Consider the following 24910-nt stretch of genomic DNA (forward strand, 5'->3'; position numbering starts at 1 on the left):
TAGGCTGGGCCCATGCCCGCAGAACTCGCCGCCCTCGCCGCCGTCCTGCTGTGCCTGCTGGGGGTCGTCGGCATCATCAGCCAACTGCTGCCCGGTTCCCTGGTCGTCGGCATCGGCCTCCTGGTCTGGGCGGTCTTCGGCAACGCACCCTGGCCCTGGGCATGGTTCGCGGTCGGGGCACTGCTGCTGGTCGCGGGGTCGGTCGCGTCCACCGTGTTGACCGGCGGTGAACTGAAGCGGCGTGGCATACCCAACTGGACGATCGTGGTCGCGCTGGTGGTGGGGGTGCTGGCCAGCTTCTACGTGCCCGTGGTGGGCATGGTGGTGGGCTTCGTCGTGGCCCTGCTCGCCCTGGAGTGGATCAGGGTCAAGCAGTTCCGACTCGCCCTCACGAGCAGTTGGGCCGCGATCCGTTCGGTGGGACTGGGGATCCTGGTGGAGTTGGGGTGCGCCACGCTGGCCTGCAGTGTGCTCGGCGCCTCCCTGCTGGTGGGCTTCCTGCGCTGAGCCAGCGGTCCTTCGGCCCGGTGGTGCGTTCCCGGGGTTGAGCCTGAGGCCTCGGCGGGGCAGCATGGCAGACAGACGAAAGGGGCCCACCGTGTGCCGCAACATCCGCCCGCTGTACAACTTCGAGCCGCCCGCCGACGATGACGAGATCCGGGCTGCAGCGCTGCAGTTCGTCCGCAAGGTCTCGGGTTTCAGCAAGCCGAGCCAGGCCAACCAGGAAGCCTTTGATCGGGCGGTCGACGAGATCGCCCACATCACCCACCACCTGATGGACGAGCTCACCACCACGGCGCCCGCCAAGGACCGTGAGGTGGAGGCCGCGAAGGCCCGCGCCCGCTCAGCGGAACGCTACGCCACCGCCTGAGCACCCGACCCTCACCGCTGAGCGGTTCCGTACGCCCGCTGACAGGGGCGTCGCCGCGGGGGCAGGCTCCACCCATGAGCCGGCCCAACATCTTGCTGATCCTCTCCGACGACCACGGCTGGGCCGACCGCGGCAGCCGATCGCCGGCCGGTGGGAAAGCCTTCGCCACTCCGCACCTCGACCGGCTGGCGGCCGAGGGCACCACGCTGGACGAGGCCTATGTCACCGCACCGATCTGCAGCCCCTCCCGCGCGGGGTTGATCTCGGGGCGCCACCAGGCACGGTGGGGGGCGCGTTGGTTCGAGTCCTCGTCCTTCCCCACCTCGGGTCCCACCCTTGCCGAGCGGCTGCACGACCTCGGCTACAGCACCGGGTACTTCGGCAAGGTGCACTACGGGTCAACCGACGACCCCGGCACCCGTCCCTGCCCGCCGCACCACGGTTTCGACGAGTCCCTCTACGCCTTGGCGAAGTTCCACCTCGGGCGGCTCAACTACCTCCATCGCGGCCCCGACGACGTGGCCGCGTACGGGCAGGCGGCCGGGCCGATGGGCGTGGGAACCCTGTGGGAGGGCGACGAGCAGGTGGCTCCCCCCGGCTTCCTCACCGACCTGTGGGCCGAGCGGGCCGACCGCTTCATCGATGAGCACGCCGATGACGAGGACCCCTTCTTCTGCATGGTCGCCTTCAATGCGGTGCACAACTTCTGCTGGCAGTTGCCGGCCGACGAACTGCGCAAGCGTGGCTTGCCGGCCGCCGCGGACTGGCATCCCGGGGACCAGCCCTACGAGGAGTGGTACGACGACGCCATCGCCCCGAACCTGGAACACGGCCGCGAGTACTACCTTGCCCAACTCGAGTTGATGGACGCCGCCATCGGGCGACTGCTCGACCGGCTCGACCAGCGGGGACTGGCCGACGACACCATCGTGGTGTACCTCACCGACAACGGCGGCAGCACCTGCAACTACGGCGACAACGGTCCGCTCAGGGGCACCAAGTACACCCTGTTCGAGGGCGGCATCCGTGTGCCCTACATCGTCAGGTGGCCCGCGGGCGGTGTGCCCGCCGGCGAGGTCCGCGACGGCCTGGCATCCAGCCTCGACTTGGTGCCCACCCTGGTCGCTGCCGCCGGTGGTTCGGTCGAGGAGACGGACGGACGAGACCTCGTCCCCCTGCTCACCGGCGCCGGGACCGGTCACGACGAACTGCACTGGGACGCAGGTTTCCAGTGGGCGGTGCGCAGTGGCCAATGGAAACTGTCGTGGTGCGACCCCGATGCGCCCGCCGCCCACCAACTGCGGGCGACCGAGCACGCGCCGCTGGGATCGGGCTACCTGCTGGCTGACCTCGAGACCGACATCGGCGAACAGCGCGACCTGTCAGGGGAACGGCCCGAGGTGTTCGACGACCTGCTTGCTCGGCATGAGTGCTGGGCGGCCGAGATCGCTTCCACCTGAGACGACACCGCACCCGAGCCCCATCCGAACGGGAGCCCATCCGCACGGGAGTTGGGTGCGAATCGTCACCCTGACGTCATGTGGATGCCTTCTGCCTGACTTCGGGTGATGGTCGGCTTCACCTCGTCCCCTCCCGAAGGAACTCCCCCGTGAAGACACACCCCCCACAGCCGAAGAGCCCCCGCATCGTCGTGCTGGCCCTTGCTGCAGCGCTGGCGTCCGCAAGCCTGCCGATCGCCACCCCGGCCCACGCAGCACCGTCCCTGCCCGGTTCGCAGGCCACCGTGCAGGCGGTGCACTCCGGTGGGTCGACCCTGGTGGTCGACCGCACCACCGCCATCGCTCCCGGACTCGACCTGACCAGTTTCCGCCGGCTGCAGCCCGGTGGTTGGGTGACCGGTCACGTGATGGATGCCGACCTGTCCACCCCGAGTCTCGGTGTGGACGTGGCCGACGGGGGAACCGTGTCGGGGTCGAACGCGACCATCGAGAGCCTGGGCAGACAGGCACGAGCGGTGGCGGCCGTCAACGGCGACTACTTCGACATGAACGCCACGGACGCCCCGGTGGGCACGAACGTGTCGAGCGCCGGGGTGCGCACCATCTCGAGTTCGGGCCGTCCGTCGTTCACGGTCTCCAACGGTCGAGCGGCAGTGCAGGCGCTGATGTCGACCGCGACGATCGCCAGCGGTGGCCTCACCGAGAAGCTGACCGCCGTCAACTCCCCGGGCGTCGCGGCCGATCAGGCGACGTTGTTCACGCAGGTGTGGGGTGGGTACAGCCTCGAGGGTCTGGTACCGGTCGGGGAGACCAACCTTCGCGTGGTCCGGGTCGCCGGCGGTCTGGTCACCGCGTCCTCGTCGGAGCGGTCCTCCCTGGCGTTGTCGTCCCCGATCGCGGCGGGTGAGTCGGTGGTGGTGGCCCGCGGTGCTGCAGCCTCCCGGCTCGCGGTGGTGCAGGTCGGCTCGGTCGTCGAGCTGTCCGTGGGCACCTCGTCGCCCGTGGACGTCGCCGTGGGTGGCTCCCAGTGGATGATCCGCGAGGGTGTGGTGAACCCCGTGGACGAGGCGACCGCGGGTCGGACCGCCATCGGCGTGTCCAAGGACGGTACCCGGCTCAAGGTCGTGACCATCGACGGGCGGGCGGGGGACTCCCACGGCATGACCATCGCCGAACTGTCGGCGTTCATGCGCGATCTGGGTGTCTGGAACGCCCTCAACCTCGACGGAGGGGGGTCGACGACCCTGGTCGCCCGAGCAGCCGGCACCTCTGACCTGCAGCTGGTCAACCGCCCCTCCGATGGCAACCAACGCCTCGACGCCAACGCCCTGGTCTTCACCTCGACCGCCGGCGGACCCGTGGGGGGTGTCGCCGTCAGACCAGCTCTCCAGCCCGCTGCCGGCCTGGAGCGACCTGAAGCAACCCGGCTGCTGCCGGGGCTCAGCCGCACGATGGCGGTGACCGGACTCGACGCCAACCTCGCAGCGACGCCGGTCGAGGGCAAACTGGTCACCAAGAACACCGCCGTGGCGACGGTGGAGAACACCAAACCGACCGGTGCCACGGGCGTCGTCCGTGCCCTGACCAGCGGGGAGACACAGGTGGAGTACTTCGCCAAGCTCAGCCGGACGGGTGCCCCCGCCCGCGACGACCTCACCCTGCACGTCGACGGCGCGCTTGCCCGGATCGAGCCCTCCCGGCGGGTCGTGGCCCTCTCCGACACCACCGACAGCGTCGACCTGACGGTGACAGCCGTGGACTACGACGGCAACCGGGTGCCGGTCGAGACCCGTGACATTGCCGTCGATGCGGGACCGGGCATCATGGTGCGCTCCCGGGACCTCGAGACGCTCGCCGTCAGCGCCACCGGGTCGACCAAGGCGTCGAAGGTGGTGCTGACCGTGCTCGGCAGGAGTGTCACCGTTCCCGTCACGGTCGGTGTGGACGAAGTACCGCTGGCTGACTTCTCGTCCGTTGCCGACTGGAAGGTGGGTCTGGCCCGCGCCACCGGCAGCCTGTCGCCGGCGACGGGTCCACAGGGTGGACCAGCACTGGGGATGAACCTCGACTTCACCACCTCGACGGCCACCCGCGGCATGTACGCGGTGCCGGTCACGCCCATCGCCGTCGGGGGGCAACCCCAGGCGGTCACGATGTGGATCAACGGCACCGGCAAGGGTGAATGGCCACGCCTGCAGGTGACCCGAGGCGACGGCACCTCGACCAACCTCGACGCTCCGCTGATCACGTGGTCCGGGTGGCGCAAGGTCACCTTCCCCGTACCTGCCGGTACCCCCTTCCCACTGACGGTCACCGCGATCCGGTTCATGGAGACCCGCTCGACCGCCACCTACACCGACCACCTCGAGATCGCCGACCTGGTCGCCGAGGTTCCTGTGTCGGTCGACCTGGCGCCGATTCCGGTCGCAGCCGACCAGGTGATCATCACCCAGGGCACCGTGGACCAGCGGCCCTTGAGGATCGCGGTGATGAGTGACACGCAGTTCGTGGCCCGCAATGGTGCCGACGGACCCGTCGTGCAGGCGGCCCGACGCACCCTGCGCGAGATCGTGGCGGCCCGGCCCGACCTGCTGTTGGTGGTGGGGGACTTCGTGGACGAGGGCGGCATGGCCGACCTGCAGCTGGCCAGGACGGTGCTCGACGAGGAGGCCACCGGCAAGGTGCCCTGGACCTACGTACCCGGCAACCATGAGGTGATGGGGGCGCCGATCTCGAACTTCGAGTCCGTGTTCGGGCCGACCTCCACCCATCGCGTGGTGCAGGGCACCCTGATCGTGACCCTGGACTCGTCCTCGGGGACCCTGCACCCCGGCGGCTCGACGGAGCAGTTGCGCATGCTCGAGCAGCAACTGGCCCACGCCTCGACCGATCCGACCGTGACCGGGGTGCTGGTGGTCAACCACCATCCCGTCGACGACTTCCAACCGGATCAGGCCTCCAGGCTGACCGACCGGTACGAGGCCTCGGCGTTGGCCGCGGAACTCGCCGCCTGGCACCGCTCGACGGGCAAGCAGGTCGCCCAGGTCAACGGCCACATCGGCAGCTTCCACGCCGATGCACGCGACGGCGTCTCCAGGATCGTGAACGGCAACTCCGGCAAGTCTCCCTCGGGCAGTCCCGACCGGGGCGGGTTCACGGGCTGGACGATGCTCGGCATCGATCCCTCGTCAACGGGCCGCCTCGGGTGGCTGCAGGCCGAGACGCGGGCCAGGGTCGACCAGTTGGCGATGGAGGCTCCGGCGCGGCTGTCCGTGGGCGGGAGTGCCAGCGTGTCGGCCACGCTCACCCAGGACGGTGGCCGGCAGGTTCCGGTCGCGTGGCCCGTCAGCGCCACCTGGTCGGGTGACGGGGTGGCCCTGCGCGGTCGGGACACCTCCGCGGCAGTGGTGGAGTTCGACCCGGCCACCCGCACCGTGCGCGGCCTGCGTCCGGGAACCGCCACACTCGAGGTCACCGTGAACGGTGTGCGGGCGGTTCAGACCATCACGGTGTAGCGGACGACGACCAGGAGCGCCATCAGGGTCAGCGCCGCGGGCCACCGCCTGGGGGCCCGCGGTCGGTGCAGCAGGTGCCAGGCGAGTGCCACCCCTGCTGCCAGACCACCGAGGTGGGCCTGCCAGGCAATGCCCGAGATGCCGAAGGTGATCAGCAGGTTGATGCCCAGCACCACCAGGATCTGGGAGGTCGACCCGCCGACGGCGCGCTGCGCGATGAAGATGGCTCCGAACAGCCCGAAGACGGCTCCGGACGCCCCGACGGTGCCCAGCGTCCACGCCCCGCCCCAGGGCATGGTGCCGCCGGGGTTGGGCATCAGCAGGACGAACGCGACGCCGCCGGCCAGCCCCGACCAGAGGTGGAGCAGCAGGAACCTGCCACTGCCCAGGAAGGGTTCGAGGCTGCGTCCGAGGGTGTACAGGGCGAACAGGTTGAACCCGATGTGCATGAACCCGAAGGGGAGCACGGGGTCATGGGTGAACATGGCGGTCACGAAACGCCAGGGCTGGCTCCAGCCCGTGTCGGCGGAGAGCAGGAGCGCGTCGGTGGAGGTGGGGACGACCAACTGCACCAGCCAGACGAGGACGCAGGCGACGATCAGCCCCATGGTCACGGGGGCGCGACGCCAGCGGGCGGGGGGACGGGTCTCGGTCACCCCCAGAGCCTAGTCAAGCCCCCGAAGACCGGCCGCTCCCAGCAAGGCGTTCAGCATGGGCACCCCGGCCGTGCCGGAGGGTTCCCCGTCGTCATTGGATCGCTGCAGTTCTCGTCGGGGGCCGATGACGAAGGCCGTGCAGTGGTGCCTGGCCTGGGGTGGCGGGAGCGCACCTCGGCGATGGCGGCGCGGGCCTCGTCCTCGGTGCGCACCCTGAGCAGGCTGGTACGGAAGACCGACTTGCGGACGACGAGTTCGACCGCTTCCGGGGCCGGATCGGCCAGTTCGGCATGGGCCTGGCTCACACCAACGTCACCAGCCACAGCGTCAGCCCAGCGGCCCCGCAGGCCAACAGCACGCTGACGAAGGTGCCGATGATGAACCGCTCCGCCACACCGGTCTCCGGCGCCTTCAGTTCGGGGTAGCGAGCCAGCCCCTTGACCGCCAACGCGATGGCGAGGCCCTCGGGGTAGTGGGCCAGGAGGGAGGCGAACACGGCGAGGCGCTCGAGCACGCCGATCCAGGCCCCGCCGCGCAGGGTGACGGCCGCAGCCTGGGCACCCAGGGGCGGCTGGTCGGCCGGTTCGGGGTGAGGGGGTGCCGATCGGACCGGGTCCGGGTGAGGCCGTGAGGTGTGGCGATCAGACATCGAGTCGGCCATCCGGAACACGGCGGTGACGACCCGTCCGCCGAGCAGGGTGACGAGCAGGCCCATTCCCACGACGATGCCGACGTGGGCCCAGTCGATCATGATGTGCCTCCCGACGGCAGCTGACCCAACAGATGTTCGCACAGGTCTGCCAGGCGGTTGACGAGCTGGTGCTCGGCCGCGCGCAGGCGCTGGCTGACGGCAGAGGGCGTGATACCCAGACGCGACGCCGCGGCGGCACCGCTGAGACCCTGCTCGACGAGGTCGACCACCTGCCACCCCTCGGGACTGCGACGGGCCAGGCACGACACGAGGGCGAGCAGCGCAGTCTCCGCATGGCGGGCCAACGTCTCGGCCTCCGATGCCTCAGCCGAGACCCGTATCCGCACGGGTTGGCTGTGCTGGTCGACGGCCAGGCGGGCGGCGACATAGGCGGCCCCCCGAGCCTCTCGGGTGGAGCCGGGCAGTGGCTCCTCCACGGTGCCCACTCCGACGCCGATGCGGAACTCGCCGAGGCGGGTCAGGGCTGACACGGCCGCGACCACCGCGGACGCTTGGTCCGTCAGTCCCTGCAGCTCGTCGCCTGCCGTGCGCTCGAAGCCGAGGGCCAACCCGTCCAGACCCGACAGCGTCGTCAGGGCGGCGGGCACCCGGTCGGTGTTCTGCTGTGAACGACGCTGGTCGGCGGTGATGGCGAACCACCACCGCCGACCAGCGGAATCGCTTGAGCTCTCAGCCTTCATTGCCACAGTGTAAGCCTTCAGGCTTCAGGCAGAAGGGTGGACGGGGCTCAGTCGAGCTGCCAACTCCGCTTGCTGAGCCCGAACCAGAAGCCGTCAACCGTCGACGTGACCTTCGGTGAGGGGTTGGACTCCATGGCGGCCCCCAGCGAGATGTAGAGCGGGGCCCAGTGCTCACTGCGGGGGTGCGCGATCGTGGCGGCAGGTGCCTGCTGCTCGTAGTTCAGCAGGGCGTCGACGTCATGGGCGTCCATGCGTTCGGCGGCCCAGGCGTCGAACTCGGTGCTCCAGGTCGGTGCCGGCGCATCGGCGGGGGCGTTGGGATTGAACCCACGAAGGTTGTGCGTCGTGAACCCCGAACCAACGATCAGCACACCCTGCTCACGCAGCGGTGCCAGCCGTCGTCCGAGGTCGTACAGCTTCTCGGGGGCGAGGGTGGGCATCGACAACTGCAGCACCGGCACGTCGGCCTCGGGGAACATCTCGACCAGAGGCACGTACGCGCCGTGGTCCAGTCCGCGCTCCGGGTCGGTGTAGAGGGGCGTCTCCCCGCCGATCAGCTTCGAGATGTCGGTCGCCAGACCCGGCGCGACGGGTGCGTCGTAGGTCACCTGGTAATAGCGCTCGGGGAATCCCCAGAAGTCGTACACCAGAGGGGTGCCCTGCACCGTGCTCGAGACGGTGAGTGGCGCCTGTTCCCAGTGCGCCGAGACCATCAGGATGGCGCTGGGCTTGCCGGCGGCTGTCTGCAGCGCGCCGGACCAGTCGGCCAACTGGCGGGTCCAGGTCTGGTCATCGGCGAGCGGGGGAGCCCCATGGGAGAGATAGAGGACGGGCTGGCGTTCGACGGAGGACATTTGCTTCACACATGAAGTAACGCACGTCAGGGGGTCAATGTTCCCAGGGTTGCCAATCTTCGCCATCGGGCGAGCCGGGGCATCGTCAGCGTGCACAATGCCGCCATGCCCGCACCCCTGCTGCACCAGGTCGCCCTCCGTGCCGATGACCTCGTCCGCGCGACCGAGTTCTGGTCGTCCACGCTGGGAGCGACACCCATCGCACGGTTCGACCCACCGGGACTCTCCTTCCTGTGGCTGGGTGGGACGAGACTGTTGCTCGACCGCGGGGCGCCCTCAGGGCTGGTCTACCTGCGGGTCGAGTCAGTGCGTCGGGAAGTCGAACGGCTGCGCACCGAGGGGGTGGTCATCGAGACCGAACCCCACGTGATCTTCACCGACACCGATGGCACCTTCGGGGAGGCCGGGGTCGACGAGTGGATGGCCTTCGTGCGTGACAGTGAGGGCAATCTCGTCGGCCTCGCCTCGCGTGAGCCGATCCCCGACTGACCGCAGGTCGGGAAAAGTCCCGGACGGTGCTGGACACGAGCGCCGGGGCATGACAAGAATGCTCCTACGTTTACAACGCTGTAAATCGGAGGCCGCATGTCATCACACCATCGGATCGTCCCGGAGTTCGCCGTGGGCCCCCTCAATCGCCGCATCTTCGGCACCTTCGTCGAACACATGGGGCGGTGCGTCTACACCGGGATCCACGAGCCCGACCACCCGACGGCCGACGAGTACGGCTTCCGCGGTGACGTCGAAGCCCTGGTGCGTGAACTGGGCGCGACCCTGGTTCGCTACCCCGGCGGGAACTTCGTCAGTGCCTACCAGTGGGAGGACGGGGTGGGCCCGGTCGAGGACCGTCCTCGTCGGCTCGACTTCGCCTGGCGGTCGATCGAGACCAACCAGGTGGGCACCAACGAGTTCCTGGCCTGGTGCAGCAGGGTCGGCATGGAACCGCTGCTGGCGGTCAACCTCGGCACCCGTGGGCTCACCGAGGCGATGGACTACCTGCAGTACGTCAACTCCCCAGCGGGGACGACCCTGGCCGACAAGCGGGTCGAGCACGGGGTGGAACAGCCCTGGGGCGTGCGGCTGTGGTGCCTGGGGAATGAGATGGACGGTCCCTGGCAGATCGGCCACAAGACTCCCCAGGAGTACGGACGACTGGCCCAGGAGGTCGGGAACGCGTTCAAGCGCTACGACGAGTCCCTCGAACTGGTCGCGTGCGGGTCGTCGTCCCACGCCATGCCGACCTTCGGCGAATGGGAACGGGTCGTGCTCGAGGCATGCTTCGACCACGTCGACCACATCAGCGCGCACGCCTACTACGAACCCATCGACGGTGACCGGGTCAGCTTCCTCGCCTGCTCGGAGGACATGAGTCGCCACATCGACGACGTGGTCGCCACTGCGGACGCCGTCGCGGCGGCGCGGGGGTCGTCCAAGCGGTTGACGGTGAGCTTCGACGAGTGGAACGTCTGGTTCCAGGAACGCTGGCAGGGCGAGAACAGTGTCGAGATCACCGAGAAGCCACCGCTCATCGAGGACGTCTACTCCGCCATGGACGCCGTGGTGGTGGGGTCGCTGCTGATCACCCTGATGAGGCACACGGACCGGGTCGGCATCGCCTGTCAGGCCCAACTGGTCAACATCATCGCGCCCATCCTCACCGAGGCGGGCGGACGAGCGTGGAAGCAGGCCATCTTCGAGCCGTTCGCGCTGACCTCGCGCCATGCCCGCGGCATCGTGCTGCGCCTGGCGGGCACCAGCCCCCTGATCGACACGCCCCGGTTCGGGCAGGTCGAACAGGTGTGGGCCACCGCCACCCATGATCCGCAGACCGGCGACGTGGCCGTGTTCTGCTGCAACCGCTCGGTCGACCGATCGATCGAGTGGACCCTCGACCTGTCAAGCTTCGCCGGAACAGCACTGGTCGACCACGTCACCGTCGAGGCCGCCGATGACCCCGATCGGTACAACACTGCCGATGACCCCGATCGGGTCGTCCCCGTCCCCGGCACCTCGTCCCTCGCGGACGGGGTGCTCACCACACAGTTGGCGCCCATGTCGTGGCACTGCCTGCGGCTCACCTCGAACCCGAGCTGACCACCTCCAACCGAAGGGAAAGATCCAATGACGAATCACCTCCCAACCTCCGTGACCACCTCGCTCAGCCGGCGTGGCCTGCTCGGTGCAGGTGTCGGCGGCAGCGCCGCCCTCGGCCTCTCGGCCTGCGGCGGCAGCTCGTCTCCGGGCAAGGCCGGTCCGACCGCCGCATCCGGATCGGGTGGTGCCGAGGGCTACGACGGCCCCGAGGTCACCCTGCAGTACTGGAACGGCCTGACCGGTGGTGACGGCCCCATCATGAAGAAGCTCGTCGGCGAATTCATGAAGGCCAACCCGAAGATCAAGGTGGTGACCACAGCCATCGCCTGGGCTGACTTCTTCCAGAAGTTGCCCGCGGCCGTCTCGAACGGCAAGGGCCCCGAGATCGCGTTGATGCACGTCTCCGACATCGCCACCATGGGCGCCCGCAAGGTGATCCAGCCCATCGACGACGTGATCAAGGGCCTCAACCTCTCCGAGAGCGACTTCCCCTCGAACGTGTGGAAGGCCGCCTTCTACAACAACGACCAGTACGCCATGCCGCTCGACCTGCACCCCGCCGGTCTCTACTACAACACCACCGTGATGGAGAAGGTCGGGCTCGACCCGACCAAGCCCCCCACCACCAAGGACGAGTTCATGGCCGCTCTCGACGCCTGCAAGAGCAAGGGCGTGCAGGGCTACTGGGTCTCGGCGCTCAGCGTCGGCGGACTGGTCGCCCAGTCGATGATCTTCCAGAACGGCGGCTACATGGAGGACGAGACCGGCACCAAGACCGGCTTCGGTGATCAGCCCGCCATCGACGCCATCACCTTCTTCAAGTCCCTGATCGACGGGGGTTACTCGCCCAAGAACGCCGCTGGCGATGCGGACTGGGTGAGCTTCCAGAACGACAAGGCTGCCTTCATGATCAACGGCCCGTGGATGGTCACCCCCTGCAAGGAGATCTCCAAGTTGAAGTGGGGGTGTGCACCGGTGCCGATCCTGGGCAAGGACCAGAAGACCTGGGGCGGTTCCCACTGCTTCACCCTGCCCGTGCAGAAGTCGAACGATGCCAACAAGCAGAAGGCGGCGCGTGTCTTCCTCAACTGGATGGGCAACCACTCCGTGGGCTGGGCCGAGGCGGGCATGGTGCCGGCGCGGACCTCGGTGCGCGACAGCGAGGAGTTCAAGAAGTACTCCGAGGTGACGCAGTTCGAGAAGATGATCGACTGGGTGCAGTTCCCGCCGCTCAAGCCCGGTGTCGCCGATGCCGAGAGCGAGTGGGGCCCCGCGGTCAGCAACGCCATGCTCGGCAAGAAGCCGGTCGACGTGGCCCTCAAGGAGGCAGCCGTGAAGGGTGACAAGATCCTGGCCGCGAACCAGAAGAAGTACGGGTACTGATGGCTGCCGCCGAAGCGAGGCTCTCGTCCAGACTCCGGCACCACCACCCACTGACGCCGTACCTGTTCATTGCTCCGTACGTGGTGCTGCTGTTCGGGTTCGTGTTGTGGCCGGCGGTGTTCGGCTTCTGGATCAGCCTGCACGACTGGGACTTCCTGCTCGCCTCGAAGCCCTTCGTGGGACTGCAGAACTACGCCAACCTGCTCGACTCGACCTCGACCACCTACGACCCGTTCTGGAACGGCATGAAGAACACGTTCATCTTCACCGTGATCAGCGTGCCGTTCCTGGTGGTGATCCCGTTGGCGCTCGCGGTGATGCTCAACCGCAAGTTCCCGGGGAGGACCGTTTTCAGGGCGCTGATCTTCGCCCCGTTCGTGCTGGGGATCTCGGTGATCGGGCTGCTGTTCACCTACCTGTTCGACGCCCGCTACGGCCTGATCAACGAGATGCTGAGCTGGGTGGGGGTGCCCGAGATCGGGTGGCTGACCACCCAGCCGGCGGCGTGGATCGGTCTGGTGATCGTCACCATCTGGTGGACGATCGGCTTCAACGCCATCATCTTCCTGGCCGGGATGCAGGCGATCAGCGCCCAGCAGTACGAGGCGGCCGAACTGGACGGGGCAGGAGGCTGGGGCAAGTTCCGACATGTCACCATCCCCGGACTGCGCAACGTCTTCATCTTCGTGCTGACAACCACGATCCTGGCGAGCGCCAACATGTTCGGGCAGTCCTACCTGATCACCTCCGGGGGGCCCGGGGACTCGACCCGCACGGCGATCATGGTGATGACCGAGGAGGGCCTGCGCCAGTTCAGGATGGGGTCGGCCTCGGCCATGAGCTACGTGCTCGCACTGTTCCTCGCAGTGGTCTCGGTGGCCAATTTCTTCGTGATGAGGGAGCGCTCATGACCACGACCGTCGATGACCCCACCCAGCAGACGTCGGTGGGGTCCGAGTCCAGCCGACGGATGACCCACAAGCGGTCGTACAACCGCGACCGCAACGGACCGATCTTCTACGTGGTGCTGGTGCTGATCGCGCTGCTGTTCATCGTGCCGGTGCTGTGGATGTTCCTGACCTCGTTCCGTGTCTCGGAGGAGACCAGGGCCATTCCCATCCAGCTGATCCCGCGACACTTCTCGCTGCGGGGTTACCGGATGATCTTCGACCCGGCCAGTGATTCGGCCGGCGCCAATCCGGTGCCACGGTGGTTCCTGAACTCGTTGGTGGTCTCGACACTGGGCACCATCTGGAACCTGGTGGTGGCGGCCATGGCTGCGTATCCCTTGGCGAGGATGCAGTTCCGTGGCAGGAACCTCTTGTTCGGCACCCTGATCGCGACGATGTTCATCCCGGGCTTCATCTTCCTGATGCCCAACTACCTGACGATGGACAAACTGCAGTGGCTCGACAGCTACTGGGCGCTGGTGGTCCCGGGCGCCGCCGGTGCCTTCGGGGTGTTCTTCCTGCGCCAGTTCTTCCTCTCGATCCCGAGGGAACTCGAGGAGAGCGCGTTGATCGATGGTGCCAACCAGTGGACGATCTTCACCCGCATCATCCTGCCGCTCAGCAAACCGGCGCTGGTGACCTTGGCGACACTGAGTTTCCTGGGTCACTGGAACGACTTCATCTGGCCGCTGTTCGTCCTGTTCAGTCCCGAGAAGTTGACCCTCGCCCCGGGACTGGCGACCCTCAAGGGCGCCTATGTCACGGACTATCCCGTGGTGATGGCAGGTGCGACGGTGGCCGCAGTACCGGTGCTGATCCTCTACGTGATCCTGCAGCGATACGTCATCGAGGGGGTCGCCTCGAGCGGTCTGAAGGGCTGAGTCCTCGTCGCCGGGATCGTCCTGGACGCCAGGATTGTCCTGGACGTCGGGATCAGCCGAGGGGGGATGGGCCCCGGGGTGTCAGACCCCGGGCCCGTCCCATCCTTCGGGCTGGTCACGATCGGGTTGTTCGCCCTCGTCCCCGGCGTTGTGGGCGCGGAGGAACGCCTCGGCCTCACGGGCCAGGGCATCCCCGTCGGGCAGGTCCTCGGGCTGGGCGGCAAGCCCACGCCTGGGCCGGTGCTGGTGCACCTGGTCGTACTGCTCCTCGAGCGCCTGCACGAGTTGCTGGGCCTCGTCCGACCCCTGCACCTCGTCGGCCACCTGGGCCTGGGTCTGCTCGGCGGTCACGGCCAGGGCGGTGGTGGGGATGATGTGGCCGGTCGTCTCCGACAGCGCCCTGATCAGGGCGATGGTGGCATCGGGGTACTCCGCCTGCGCCAGGTAGTGCGGCACGTGGGCGGTGAGACCCACGACCTTGTGACCCAGTTCGGCCAACCGCAGCTCGAGCATGCTGGGGAAGGAGGCGCTCATCTGCACCCGCGGGAACATCGGCACGTTGCCCGGGATCAGCGAGGGGTCGGAGGCGTGGCGGGTGACCGACACGGGACGGGTGTGGGGGGCAGCCATGGGGATGGCCGACAGCAGCACCACGGTCTGCACGTCGAACTGTTCCACCAGCTGCGCGATCGACCTCGCCAGTCGCTCCCACTGCAGGTCTGGCTCGGGACCCGACAACAGCAGCCATGGGGCTCCCTGCTCGTCGAGCAGGTGGTGCATCAGCATCCGTCCGGGCTCGTAGTCGACGAAGTGGTCGGCGTCGAAGGTGATGGGGGGACGCTGCCCGCGGTAGTCCACCAACTGGTCGAGGTCGAACTCTGCCACCCGCTGGTGGGGGAGGGTCGTCAACACGTGGTGGTCGAACTGGCCCTGGGCTCGTCCGGCGTCCATGAAGCTCGTGAGGGTGACCACCAGGGTGCGGGCGCGCATGGTGCGCGGATCGACCCGCGGCTCGATCTGGTACAGGCTTGCTGGGTCCAACATCGGCGTCCTTCCTCATCAATCACGCCCGCGACGGGCGGCGTCACATTCACCACGATCGCAGCAGGTCAACGCGATGACCCGGGGCGATGTTCCTCGAACCTCGAGTCTATGCGCTCGGCGAACTGTGACCCGGCAGGGTGAGGGCTGGTTGAATGGGCGGGTCACGACCACTTGGTCACCCCACTGGCAGGAAGCAACCCATGACTGCTCGACTCCTTCCCGGCGGCCCGGTCGCCGACGCCGTCTTCGCCGATCTGACCCCACGGGTCGCCGCCCTCGCCGAGGTCGGTGTGGTGCCCGGGCTCGCCACCTTGCTGGTGGGGGACGACTCGGCCAGCGCCGGCTACATCCGCATGAAGATCGAGAAGGCCGAATCGTTGGGCTTCACCGCACCTCACGTCCACCTGCCGCAGGACGCGACCCAGGCCGATGTGGAGGCGGTCATCGCCGACTTCAACCGGGCCGACGACGTGCACGGGATCCTCGTGCAGAACCCGCCGCCGCCGCAGATCGACTTCGATGCCGCCATGGCCCGGATGGATCCCGACAAGGACGTGGACGGACTCCACCCGCTCAACATGGGCCGACTGGCCCTGGGCGTGCCGGGTCCGGTGCCCTGCACCCCCGCAGGGATCGAGGCCCTGCTCGCGTTCCACGGCGTGGAGATCTCTGGCAGGCACGTCGTCGTTCTGGGCCGGGGCACCACCCTCGGTCGTCCGCTGGCCATGCTGCTCACGCAGAAGCGGCCCACGGCCAACGCGGCCGTCACCGTGGTCCACACCGGGGTGCCCGACTGGTCGCGGTACACCAAGGTTGCCGACGTGGTGATCGCGGCAGCAGGTGTGCCGGGGATCCTTCGACCGGAGCACCTGAGCGAAGGGGTCGTGGTGATCGGTGGCGGGGTGCGCTACGAGGGTCGCAAGCTGCTGCCCGACGTGGACGAGTCCTGCGCCGAGGTGGCGTCTGCCATCACCCCGCGGATCGGAGGGGTGGGGCCGACCACCATCGCCATGCTCTTCCGCAATGTCGTCGAGGCGGCTGAGCGCGCCGTCCCAGTCCGTGACGTCAGGGCCTGACGGAACCGAACAGCCGGGCCCGTAGGTCGTCATGGTGTCGGAGGCGCTGGCGGTCGCGGCGGCCACGCTCGGCGATGATCGCCATGATCAGGTCGTCGGCGGTCGAGGGCGGCGGCTGCGGTGAGACCTGGCGGCGCAGGTTGTCGGCGAGCTGGTGGGAGAGCCGTTCCCGCGCGGTGGGTGACAACTGGGTGCGCCGCAGCAGGTACTGCCTCGCGGCCAGGGTCACGCGCGGGTCGAGCGGACCGATGTCGGCGCTGAGGGCCCAACGGGCCAACCCCGGCGGCATCGGCATCGGCGCGGGCCACTTCAGGGGAACCCGTTCCGAGACGACGACCGTTCCCGACGCCAGGTCGCCGAGGCGCTTGCCGCGCGACGTCAGCACAGCGGACAGGACGGCCGGCACCCCGGCGGTCATCCACAATTCCACGTAGCCGATCAGGGCGCGACCGATGGCCTGTCGGGCGCGGATCGTGCCGTGGTCGTCACGCACCACCCGAAGACCGACGGCGTACTTGCCCAAGGACTTGCCACGGGTCAGGGTCTCGACCGTGGCCGGCACGACCACCATCACCCCGACGAGGATCACGATCACGGCCGCGATGCGCAGGGAGGAATCGGTGAGCTGGTGGCGCCCCACCGAGAACAGCCAGAAGATCAGCACGGCCAACAGCGCGACCTGCACGAGCACGTCGATCAACTGGGCGAGGATCCGCGCGCCGAGGTTCGCGGCGCGGATCTCGAGCTCGACGGCGTCCCCGGTGACCGGGCCCGTGGGGACGAAGACCTCGGCTGCCATGGCACGACCCTACTGGCTGGATAGTCTCACCCCCGTGGACCTCGACGCCTACATCGATGCGCACTCCGAGCAGTGGCGTGAACTCGAGCAATTGGTGAAGAGGTCACGCCTGTCGCCTGACGAGGTCGACCGCCTGGTCGACCTCTACGAGCGGGTCGGCACCCATCTCTCGGTGATCCGCTCCGGCAGCCCCGACCCCCAGCTCGTGATGGGGCTGTCGAACCTGTTGGCCCGTGCCCGTCGGCGCGCCGGAGCGGGGCGCGCGTTCGTCTGGGGCGACCTGCTGCGCTTCTTCACCCGGTCGTTCCCCGCCTCGCTGTACCTGATGCGTCGCTGGTGGATCCTGACGGGGCTGGTGTGGATCGGGTTGGCGTTCGTCCTGGGCGGCTACCTGGTGGCGCATCCCGCGCTGATGGACCGGCTGGGCACCCCCGCCGAACTGCAACGACTGGTCGACCACGACTTCGAGGACTACTACTCCTCTGATCCCGCCCGCAGCTTCGCCCTGCGGTTGGTGCTCAACAATGCGTGGGTGGCTGCCCAGTGCATCGCCTACGGGGTGCTGGGCTTCCCGACCCTGTCGGTGCTGCTGTCGAACTGTTACAACGTCGCGTTCACCGGTGCGGTGATGGTCAACCACCAGCGTGCCGGGCTCTTCTTCGGTCTGATCCTGCCCCACGGGCTGCTGGAACTGACCGGCATCTTCGTGGCCGGTGGGGTGGGACTTCGACTGTTCTGGTCATGGGTGGCACCCGGGGCCAGGACCCGGATGTCGTCCATGGCCCACGTGGGGCGGCAGAGCATCGGGGTGGTGCTGGGCCTGGTCGTGCTGTTCGCGGTGAGCGCGGTGCTCGAGGCCTTCATCACCCCCAGCCCGCTGCCGAGCTTCGCCCGCGTGGCGATCGGGGCGGTGGTGTGGCTCGCCTTCCTGTACTACGCCCTGGTGGTGGGACGAGCTGCCGCCGCGACCGGGGCCACGGGTGACCTCGATGCCGAGGACCGCGGCGAGGAACTGATCAGCGTCGACTGAACCCGGCTGGTCTCAGAGCAGTCCGCGCGACTTGAGGGCGAGGTAGTGGTCGGCGAGCACCACCGGCAGCCGCGCGGGAGGCTCGTCCAGCACGGTCACCCCGAGTTGTTGGAGCCCGAGCGCCACCCGCTGCCTGCGGGCGAGGGTGTCCTCGGCTGCTGCCGCCCGGTACACCTCGCGGGCGTCGTCGCGGTGGTCACGCAACGCCACCAGTTCGTCGTCCGACACCGAGGCGACCAACACCCGGTGCTGCCGGGCCAGCACCTCGAGGGTCGGTGCCAGTGACTCCTCCACCGCCGCCGGCTCCAGCGGGGTCAGCAGCACCACCAGCGAGAAGCGGCGTCCGGCGGCGGAGACAGCCGCCGCCAGTCTGGTCCAGTCGGCTTCGACCAGGGAGGGCTCCAACTGGCTCATCGCATGGGTGATCCGGGGCAACGCGTCGCCGCGCTGCACTCCCTTCACGGCGGCGAGTACCTCTCGGTCGCCGGCCAGCAGGTCGACCCGGTCACCCGCCCTGACGGCGAGCGCCGACAACAGTTGCACCGCGTCCATGGCGGTGTCGAGGCGGGGCACGGATCCGACCCTGCCTGCGGACACCCGGGAGGTGTCGAGCACGATCATGATCCGGCGGTCACGTTCGGGACGCCACGTGCGCACCACCACGTCCTGCCGGCGAGCGGTGGCACGCCAGTCGATGGAGCGGACGTCGTCGCCGTCGACCCAGTCGCGCAGCGAGTCGAACTCGGTGCCCTGGCCGCGGGTGCGCGTCAGCGCCCGACCGTCGAGTTGCTGCAGGCGGGCCAGCCGGCTGGGCAGGTGCCTGCGGCTGGGGAAGGCGGGCAGCGCCCGTAGGGTGCCGGGGGAGTCGAAGCCGAGTTGGCGCCCGGCGAATCCCAGGGGACCCCACACCCTGATCGTCACCCGGCGGCAGACGAGGTCGCCCCGGCGGGTCGGCAGCAGTGGGGTGGTCAGGCGGGTACGCTCCCCGCCGGGCAGTGCGAACCGATGCCGGTTCGGCGACGCCCCGGCGGAGGGCTGCCAGGCGTCCCGCAGCATTCCGCGTCGCCGTCGTCGTCCGGTGTTGGTGACCAGCAGGCTGGTCTCGGAGGGTTCGTCCACCCGCACCGGTGCGGACGGTTCCCGCTCGATCGTGATCGCTCGCGGGCTCGGTGCCAGCAGCAGGTCGACCAGTACCACCAGCAGCACGGCGGCCGTCCACCACACTGCGGTGGTCCACGACGGCCACACGACGCAGGCAGCGACGCCGACCAGCATGGCCAGCACCGGTCGTCCGGTGATCACCACGGTCAGCGGGGCACGACGACGGAGTCGACGGCACTGGCGAGCACCGCACCCACGCGCACGCCCTCCAGGTCGGCCTCGGGACGAAGGGTGAGTCGGTGCGCGATGGTGCTGGGCGCCATGATCTTGACGTCGTCGGGGGTGACGAAGTCGCGTCCGTTCAGCCAGGCCCACGCGCGAGCGGTCGACATCAGCGCCGTGGCAGCTCGCGGTGACATGCCCAGCGCCAGGCTGGGGGAGTGCCGGGTGGCACGGGCGATGTCGACGATGTAGGCGACCACCTGCGGGTGCACCTGAACCCGTCGGACGGCCGCCATGCCGGCCTGCAGGTCTTCGGCGGTAGCGACGGCCCGCAGTCCCGCGGACGGCAGGTCGGACGGGTCGAACCCTGCGGCATGGCGGGAGACGATCTCGATCTCGGCGTCGCGCGGGGGCGCGGGCAGCTCCACCTTGAGCAGGAACCGGTCGAGTTGCGCCTCGGGGAGCGGGTAGGTGCCCTCGTACTCGATCGGGTTCTGGGTCGCCGCCACCAGGAACGGATCGGGCAGGTCACGGGGTTGGCCGTCGATGGTCACGGTGCGTTCAGCCATGGCCTCGAGCAGCGAGGCCTGGGTCTTGGGTGGGGTGCGGTTGACCTCGTCGGCCAGCAGCAGGTTGGTGAACACGGGGCCGGGACGGAAGCTGAAATCAGAGGTGGAGGCGTTGAAGACGAGCGAGCCGGTGACATCACCGGGCATCAGGTCGGGGGTGAACTGCACCCGTTTGTGCTCGACCGACAGGGCTTGTGAGAGCGCGCGCACCAGCAGTGTCTTGGCGGTTCCGGGTGCCCCTTCGAGCAGCACGTGGCCGCGGGTCAGCAGGGCCATCAGAAGTCCGGTGACCGCTTCGTCCTGCCCCACCACCACCTTCGCCACTTCTGAGCGGACGCGCCACAAGGCGTCGCGGGCCTCGTGGTCGCCGCGGGTTGCGGGCGGGGCCGAGGCGTGGAGCTGGGTCATGGGTGTCGTACCTCTTCTTCGAGTTGGGCCAAGGTCTGCGCTCGCAGCACCATGGTCTGGTCATCGTGCACATCGCCAGCGTCGTTGAGTACGCGCTGCACCTCGCGGGGGTCTCGTCCGGTGGCCAGTGCGACGGCGCGGGCCACGGTCTCGTCGGGGGAGTCCCGGGGCAACGCCAATGCTTGCCGCAGACGTTGGCGGGTACCCCGTTGCAGTGACGACACGGCCCGGTCGCGGGCGCCGGCCCGATGGTAGAGGTGACCGCGGTTCAGCGTCGTCTCGATCGCCCTGACCACGACCGGCATCCGTTCGGAGACCAGGGGTCCGAACCGGCGCACCTGCCACACCAGGGCGAGCACCAGGGTCCAGGTGACCAGTCGCTGCACGGCATCCCACCAGGGTGGGAGCACCGCGGCCAGCCCGGTGCTGGCAGGTTTCCCGGGGTCGTCGGACTCGACCCCGGTGGAGAACCAGACCAGCTGCTGGTTGTTGCCCAGCAGGGTGAGGGCCAAGGCCGCGTTGTCGGCAACGAGGACCTGCTCGTTGGTGAACATCGACTCGTCGGAGAAGGCCAGTACTTCGGGGTTCCCCTGGGCATGGACGAGCAGGTGGCTGCGCCCGGCGCCCGCGTCGACCGGGAAGCAGCCCCTCAACCCCAATGGTGACTCGGGGGGAAGACTGTAGGCAGTCGTCCACCCCGACCGGTCCTTGGACGCCCCGACCCTCAGCGCCTGCCCGATCGCCGGGTCGGTGCAGTCGGCGGCGGCCGTGGTCAACGTCGACAGACCCGTGGAACCCACACCGGTCACTCCGAAGCCGCGCAACACGTCGGTCGACTGTCCGAGCAGGACGACACGCTGGTAGCGATGACCCAACTCGGTGGCGCGTTGCCTGCTCTCCGAGGTCATGTAGCCCGACCGGTTGGTCACCACCAGGGTGGTCGGCCGCTGCGGGTCGAGCTCAGCCAATTGGGCGCCGGTGCGAACCACCGTCACCTCGACACCGTGGTGCTGCAGCACCTTGCTCAGGGCCTGCATGCCTTCGCGGCTCTGGCTCTCGGGGTCGTTGGCCCCCCACGACGGTGCCGGCCACAACAGGACGGTGGCAACGGTGGCGGCCGCCGCCAGCGCGATCAGCCAGAAGGCAAGTGACCCGCCGTGGCGACGCAGGAAGCCGGCGTGCGCTGTCGCCCGTCCGGAGGCGGCGCTCATGGGGCGACACCGGTAGCGGCAGCGAGATCTGCGGCGGTGTGGTGCTGGGGACGGGCCGAACCCAGGCTCTCGTCCAGCGCCTGCACCGAGCCGACGTCGGCAGGGGTGATGGTGGAGGCCAGTCCTTCCCGGTGGCGGTAGGCCGCCTGGTCGAAGAGGTCTGCGGCGCGATGGACGCCAGACCCATGGGCGGGGAACACGCGGGCGACTGCGGCCGCCACCTCCTGGGCGGTGTCACCCGGACGACGCCCCAGCACCGTGCGCCTGACCATGTCGGCGACGATGGCGCGGAAGGCGTGGATCAGTGCTTGGTCGACCTCGCCTCGTGCCAGGAACTCTGCTGCCAGGCGTCGGTAGTCGTCGGCGGAGAGGGTGGCGTCGACCAGGGCGCTCGATGCCGCCGTGGCCCGCCGCCGTCGGGCTTCGGGACGTGCACGCCAGACCAGCACCGCCACCAGTGCCAGCACCGCGACGACCAGCAACGCCACGACCACGCTGACCCCGTGCGTGTCGGGGCTCGGCAGGGACTGGTCGAGCAGGCGCCGCAACAGATCGTTCAGCCATCGCTCCAGCCACGAGATGGGGCGCTCGTAACCGCGGTGCGCCAGTTCCTCGGCGAGCCAACGCCGAGCCTCGTCGGGCGAGGGACGTACGGGTGCCTGCAGGGGGAGCATCGGGGCTCAGCGACCGCTGACGTCGTCGAGTTGGCTCAACAGGGTGACGTCGTAGCCCTCCCGGCGGATCTTGAGGTCGAGGGTGATCAGCGCCACCAGCGCGGCCATGACGGGCGCGCTCACGATCGAGGGGATCGCGTTCGCGGCGACCTGGGCCACCCCGTAGACCCCGAGGTTGGGGTCGCCGGAGGAGGCCGAGCCGACGCCTTCGAGCCCCAGACCGAGGACGAGTTGCAGGGGGAAGGAGATCATGCCGGTGACCATCGAGAGCACCATCTGCACGAGGAAGAGGGCGCCGAACACGCGCCAGAAGTAGCCCTGGGTGAGCTCCCAGGACTGTTTGACGGCGGCACCCGGGGAACGGGACGACCAGACGGTCTCGGTTCCGGCGGCGACCGTCCTGACACTCACGAAGATGGTGCCCACCAGCGCCAGCAGCAGGACCACGATGCCGGCCATCACCATGATCGCCACCGTGCCACTGTCGGGGGTGGTCGATCGGACGAAGCCGACGACGATCGCTGCCACCGCACCACCGGCGAGCAGGGCCGGCAGGCTGGCCAGCAGGAAGACCAGCAGACTGGTGCCGAAGTAGGGCAGGACTCGGCCCTTCACGGCCGCCCACACCTGCGAGATGCCGGGCTTGCGGCCCAGGACGGCCTCGCGGGTGGCGTGGATGACCATCGGCCCCACCAGGGCGGTACCGATGGCCATGGGCACGGCGCTGACCATGGATCCCACGACGAGTCCGATGGACTCGGCGACGTCGCGGCCCAGTGCGGACGAGGTGGCGACCGCCTGCTGGATGCCCAGGGTCACCGGAACGGCTACCAGCAGCGCGACCACCTGCATCAGCAGGCTGACCAGGATGGTCGCCTTCGGGTTGTGCCTGATGACCGCGACGGGTCCGGTGAAGAAGTCACTGAATTCCAGCGGCTTCAGGGCCAGGATGCCCGGCTTCACCACGTTCCACAGCCCCCTACCCCCGTAGGTCGGTTGGCCGTAGGGCTGTTGCCCGTACGCGGGTTGCCCGTACGCGGGTTGCCCGTACGCGGGTTGCCCGTACTGCGGCTGGGCCGAGGGGGCCTGGCCCCACGTCGGCTGCCCGTATCCCGAATTCCCGTAGCCCGATTGCCCGTACTGCGGCTGGACCGAAGGGGCCTGGCCCCACGTCGGCTGCCCGGCCGAGGGCTGACCTGCGGGAGGCTGACCGGCCGAGGGCTGGGAACGGCCTGACCAGGCCTGGTTCCACGGATCGTCCGAACCTGGTGCCCGACCCCAGCCGGGGTCCTGACCGTACTGCGACACCGATCCTCCTCGAAGCGATCACGACCGCGGCGGACGTGATGCTTGACGCTACCAATGGGAGCGGTCACCTGCGGCTGAGGCGCTCCCGCCAGCGGCGCCACTCGCGTGCCAGGGCATCGGGCCACGGGGGCACCACTCGTCCCTCGGCGGCGTTGAGTCGACGCACCTTCGGCCGCAGGGCATAGACACCGACGAAACCGATCGCGAACAGCACCAGTTGGGTGGACCACGCGACCCGGAAGGCGGCGGGGGTGTAGCCACCCGCCAGGTCGAGCACCACCCCGAACAGCAACATTCCTGCCACTCCGAAGACGAACGCCCCCATGATCACCACACCGGTGGCGGTACCGATCCGGCTGGCCAGGTTGCGGGTGCGCGCAACCTCGATGCCGATGTTCGAACCGGCGGCGTTGGCCGACAGGGCCACCATCCAGAGCACCAGGGCCCACAGGGGTGGACGCTCGAAGGAGAGCACGACCCCCAGCGCCACGACATTGGCCGCTGCCACGGTCAGCGAGAAGTTCGAGAGCCTCAGCGGGTGACGCGGCGCCAACCAGCCGATCAGCGGTCCGCACACCATGCCGGTGACGACCAGCAGCGCGAACAACAACGACGTCTCACCGGCACCCAGGCCGACCCCGCGATCGAGATACGGGTAGCCCCACATCATGGCGAACACGAGCCCGGGGAAACCGGCGACTGCGTGCAGGAAGAAGCCGAGTTTGGTGGCGGGGTTGCGCCACACCTGCCGGGCGGTGTCGATGAAGCTGAAGTCGCCGTCGACGTGGGAGTGCACTCGCTGTCCGTCGGGCCGGTTGCGCAGCAGCGACCAGGAAGTGGCCGCGGCCACCAGGGAGACGACCGCCAACAGCGTGAAGGCGGGGGTCCACCCCCGCTGCCTGAGGAAGGCCGCGAAGGGGATCGTCGAGATCAACTGCCCGACCTGCCCGAACATGCTGGTGAGTTGCACCAGCATCGGCACCCGGCGGGCGCTGAACCAGAACGGCAGCAGCCGGATCACGCTGGTGAACGTCATGGCGTCCCCCATGCCGATCAGCACCCGGGCAGCCACTGCCGGAACCAGCGAAGTGGAATTCGCCAGGCTCAGTTGGCCCAGCGCCATGATGGCCGCTCCCGAGCCGATGACGACCCGCGACCCGAACCTGTCGGCCAACAACCCCGCAGGAACCTGCATGGCGGCGTAGGTCAGCAACTGCACGACCACGAACAGGCTGAGCACACTGGCGAGGACGTGGAACCGCTCCGTGGCGACCACGCCGGCCACCCCGAAGGACGACCGCTGCCAGATGGCCGAGATGTAGACGACCACGGCCAACAGGTAGACCGACCAGCTGCGGCGGGTGTCGAAGGCGTGGTTCACGCCTCGCACCCTAGGCCCCGGCCGGCCGGTC

The 24910-nt window shown here is 68.9% G+C and carries 24 protein-coding genes; 11 read left to right on the forward strand and 13 right to left on the reverse strand.

Annotation, left to right across the window (positions count from 1 at the left end):
- The first annotated feature begins 12 nt into the window (after positions 1 to 12).
- The 4 genes from QQZ11_RS10695 to QQZ11_RS10710 all read left to right on the forward strand — a co-directional run bounded on the left by QQZ11_RS10695 (position 13) and on the right by QQZ11_RS10710 (position 5846).
- On the forward strand, positions 13 to 507 hold the full coding sequence (locus QQZ11_RS10695) for a DUF456 domain-containing protein (protein WP_284550371.1): 495 nt from the start codon (positions 13 to 15) through the stop codon (positions 505 to 507).
- A gap of 64 nt (positions 508 to 571) precedes the next feature.
- A complete protein-coding gene (locus tag QQZ11_RS10700; protein ID WP_284550372.1) occupies positions 572 to 871 on the forward strand; it encodes a DUF2277 domain-containing protein in 300 nt (99 codons plus the stop codon).
- 74 nt (positions 872 to 945) lie between these two features.
- Complete coding sequence (locus QQZ11_RS10705; protein WP_284550373.1) at positions 946 to 2331, forward strand: sulfatase family protein; 1386 nt, start codon at positions 946 to 948, stop codon at positions 2329 to 2331.
- A 149-nt stretch (positions 2332 to 2480) separates the two neighbouring features.
- Positions 2481 to 5846, forward strand: coding sequence for a phosphodiester glycosidase family protein (locus tag QQZ11_RS10710; RefSeq protein ID WP_284550374.1), 3366 nt, complete (start codon positions 2481 to 2483; stop codon positions 5844 to 5846).
- Here the strand turns inward: QQZ11_RS10710 and QQZ11_RS10715 are convergent.
- The 5 genes from QQZ11_RS10715 to QQZ11_RS10735 all read right to left on the reverse strand — a co-directional run bounded on the left by QQZ11_RS10715 (position 5828) and on the right by QQZ11_RS10735 (position 8748).
- The gene (locus QQZ11_RS10715) at positions 5828 to 6502 is read right to left on the reverse strand and encodes a rhomboid family intramembrane serine protease (RefSeq protein ID WP_284550375.1); all 675 of its coding nucleotides are present in this window, start codon (positions 6500 to 6502) and stop codon (positions 5828 to 5830) included. The two genes, QQZ11_RS10710 and QQZ11_RS10715, sit on opposite strands and share 19 nt — an antisense overlap.
- Positions 6503 to 6511: 9 nt before the next feature.
- A complete protein-coding gene (locus QQZ11_RS13670; RefSeq protein WP_446698864.1) occupies positions 6512 to 6628 on the reverse strand; it encodes a YigZ family protein in 117 nt (38 codons plus the stop codon).
- Between the two features lie 175 nt (positions 6629 to 6803).
- The gene (locus QQZ11_RS10725; RefSeq protein WP_284550377.1) at positions 6804 to 7253 is read right to left on the reverse strand and encodes a hypothetical protein; all 450 of its coding nucleotides are present in this window, start codon (positions 7251 to 7253) and stop codon (positions 6804 to 6806) included.
- Positions 7250 to 7894: a LysR family transcriptional regulator gene (locus QQZ11_RS10730; protein ID WP_284550378.1), complete on the reverse strand. Its 645-nt coding sequence runs from the start codon at positions 7892 to 7894 to the stop codon at positions 7250 to 7252. Before QQZ11_RS10730 ends, QQZ11_RS10725 begins: the two co-directional genes overlap by 4 nt.
- 47 nt (positions 7895 to 7941) lie before the next feature.
- Positions 7942 to 8748: a dioxygenase family protein gene (locus tag QQZ11_RS10735; RefSeq protein ID WP_284550379.1), complete on the reverse strand. Its 807-nt coding sequence runs from the start codon at positions 8746 to 8748 to the stop codon at positions 7942 to 7944.
- Between the two features lie 105 nt (positions 8749 to 8853).
- Here QQZ11_RS10735 and QQZ11_RS10740 point away from each other — a divergent pair, with 105 nt between their 5' ends.
- The 5 genes from QQZ11_RS10740 (at position 8854) to QQZ11_RS10760 (ending at position 14056) form a co-directional block, all read left to right on the forward strand.
- Positions 8854 to 9237, forward strand: coding sequence for a VOC family protein (locus QQZ11_RS10740; protein ID WP_284550380.1), 384 nt, complete (start codon positions 8854 to 8856; stop codon positions 9235 to 9237).
- A 96-nt stretch (positions 9238 to 9333) separates the two neighbouring features.
- Positions 9334 to 10842, forward strand: a complete 1509-nt coding sequence (arfA, locus tag QQZ11_RS10745) for an arabinosylfuranosidase ArfA (RefSeq protein WP_284550381.1) — start codon at positions 9334 to 9336, stop codon at positions 10840 to 10842.
- A 27-nt stretch (positions 10843 to 10869) separates the two neighbouring features.
- Positions 10870 to 12225 (forward strand): ABC transporter substrate-binding protein, encoded by a 1356-nt coding sequence (locus QQZ11_RS10750; protein WP_284550382.1) that lies wholly within the window; start codon positions 10870 to 10872, stop codon positions 12223 to 12225.
- Positions 12225 to 13136, forward strand: coding sequence for a carbohydrate ABC transporter permease (locus QQZ11_RS10755; RefSeq protein ID WP_022910111.1), 912 nt, complete (start codon positions 12225 to 12227; stop codon positions 13134 to 13136). Before QQZ11_RS10750 ends, QQZ11_RS10755 begins: the two co-directional genes overlap by 1 nt.
- Positions 13133 to 14056 (forward strand): carbohydrate ABC transporter permease, encoded by a 924-nt coding sequence (locus QQZ11_RS10760; protein WP_022910112.1) that lies wholly within the window; start codon positions 13133 to 13135, stop codon positions 14054 to 14056. Before QQZ11_RS10755 ends, QQZ11_RS10760 begins: the two co-directional genes overlap by 4 nt.
- An 81-nt stretch (positions 14057 to 14137) precedes the next feature.
- Here QQZ11_RS10760 and QQZ11_RS10765 read toward each other — a convergent pair whose 3' ends face one another.
- Positions 14138 to 15100, reverse strand: a complete 963-nt coding sequence (locus QQZ11_RS10765; protein ID WP_284550383.1) for a proteasome assembly chaperone family protein — start codon at positions 15098 to 15100, stop codon at positions 14138 to 14140.
- Between the two features lie 200 nt (positions 15101 to 15300).
- Here QQZ11_RS10765 and QQZ11_RS10770 point away from each other — a divergent pair, with 200 nt between their 5' ends.
- Positions 15301 to 16176, forward strand: coding sequence for a bifunctional 5,10-methylenetetrahydrofolate dehydrogenase/5,10-methenyltetrahydrofolate cyclohydrolase (locus tag QQZ11_RS10770; protein WP_284550384.1), 876 nt, complete (start codon positions 15301 to 15303; stop codon positions 16174 to 16176).
- Here the strand turns inward: QQZ11_RS10770 and QQZ11_RS10775 are convergent.
- The gene (locus QQZ11_RS10775) at positions 16166 to 16975 is read right to left on the reverse strand and encodes an RDD family protein (RefSeq protein WP_284550385.1); all 810 of its coding nucleotides are present in this window, start codon (positions 16973 to 16975) and stop codon (positions 16166 to 16168) included. The two genes, QQZ11_RS10770 and QQZ11_RS10775, sit on opposite strands and share 11 nt — an antisense overlap.
- 34 nt (positions 16976 to 17009) lie before the next feature.
- Between QQZ11_RS10775 and QQZ11_RS10780 the strand changes: the two genes are divergently transcribed.
- Positions 17010 to 18005 carry a stage II sporulation protein M gene (locus QQZ11_RS10780; RefSeq protein ID WP_284550386.1) on the forward strand — a complete coding sequence of 332 codons (996 nt, stop codon included), beginning with the start codon at positions 17010 to 17012 and terminating at the stop codon, positions 18003 to 18005.
- A gap of 12 nt (positions 18006 to 18017) precedes the next feature.
- Here QQZ11_RS10780 and QQZ11_RS10785 read toward each other — a convergent pair whose 3' ends face one another.
- From QQZ11_RS10785 to QQZ11_RS10810, 6 genes are all read right to left on the reverse strand, one after another.
- Positions 18018 to 19307, reverse strand: a complete 1290-nt coding sequence (locus QQZ11_RS10785; protein WP_284550387.1) for a DUF58 domain-containing protein — start codon at positions 19305 to 19307, stop codon at positions 18018 to 18020.
- A gap of 5 nt (positions 19308 to 19312) precedes the next feature.
- Positions 19313 to 20305, reverse strand: a complete 993-nt coding sequence (locus QQZ11_RS10790; protein ID WP_284550388.1) for an AAA family ATPase — start codon at positions 20303 to 20305, stop codon at positions 19313 to 19315.
- Entirely contained in the window at positions 20302 to 21516 is a 1215-nt protein-coding gene (locus QQZ11_RS10795) for a DUF4350 domain-containing protein (protein WP_284550389.1), read from the reverse strand. Before QQZ11_RS10795 ends, QQZ11_RS10790 begins: the two co-directional genes overlap by 4 nt.
- The gene (locus tag QQZ11_RS10800; RefSeq protein ID WP_284550390.1) at positions 21513 to 22190 is read right to left on the reverse strand and encodes a DUF4129 domain-containing protein; all 678 of its coding nucleotides are present in this window, start codon (positions 22188 to 22190) and stop codon (positions 21513 to 21515) included. Before QQZ11_RS10800 ends, QQZ11_RS10795 begins: the two co-directional genes overlap by 4 nt.
- A 6-nt stretch (positions 22191 to 22196) precedes the next feature.
- Positions 22197 to 23498 (reverse strand): hypothetical protein, encoded by a 1302-nt coding sequence (locus tag QQZ11_RS10805; RefSeq protein ID WP_284550391.1) that lies wholly within the window; start codon positions 23496 to 23498, stop codon positions 22197 to 22199.
- 64 nt (positions 23499 to 23562) lie between these two features.
- Positions 23563 to 24879, reverse strand: a complete 1317-nt coding sequence (locus tag QQZ11_RS10810) for an MFS transporter (protein ID WP_284550392.1) — start codon at positions 24877 to 24879, stop codon at positions 23563 to 23565.
- Positions 24880 to 24910 lie beyond the last annotated feature (31 nt).

Origin of the sequence: Aestuariimicrobium sp. T2.26MG-19.2B, assembly GCF_950101875.1 — a bacterium.
Classification (GTDB): domain Bacteria; phylum Actinomycetota; class Actinomycetes; order Propionibacteriales; family Propionibacteriaceae; genus Aestuariimicrobium; species Aestuariimicrobium kwangyangense.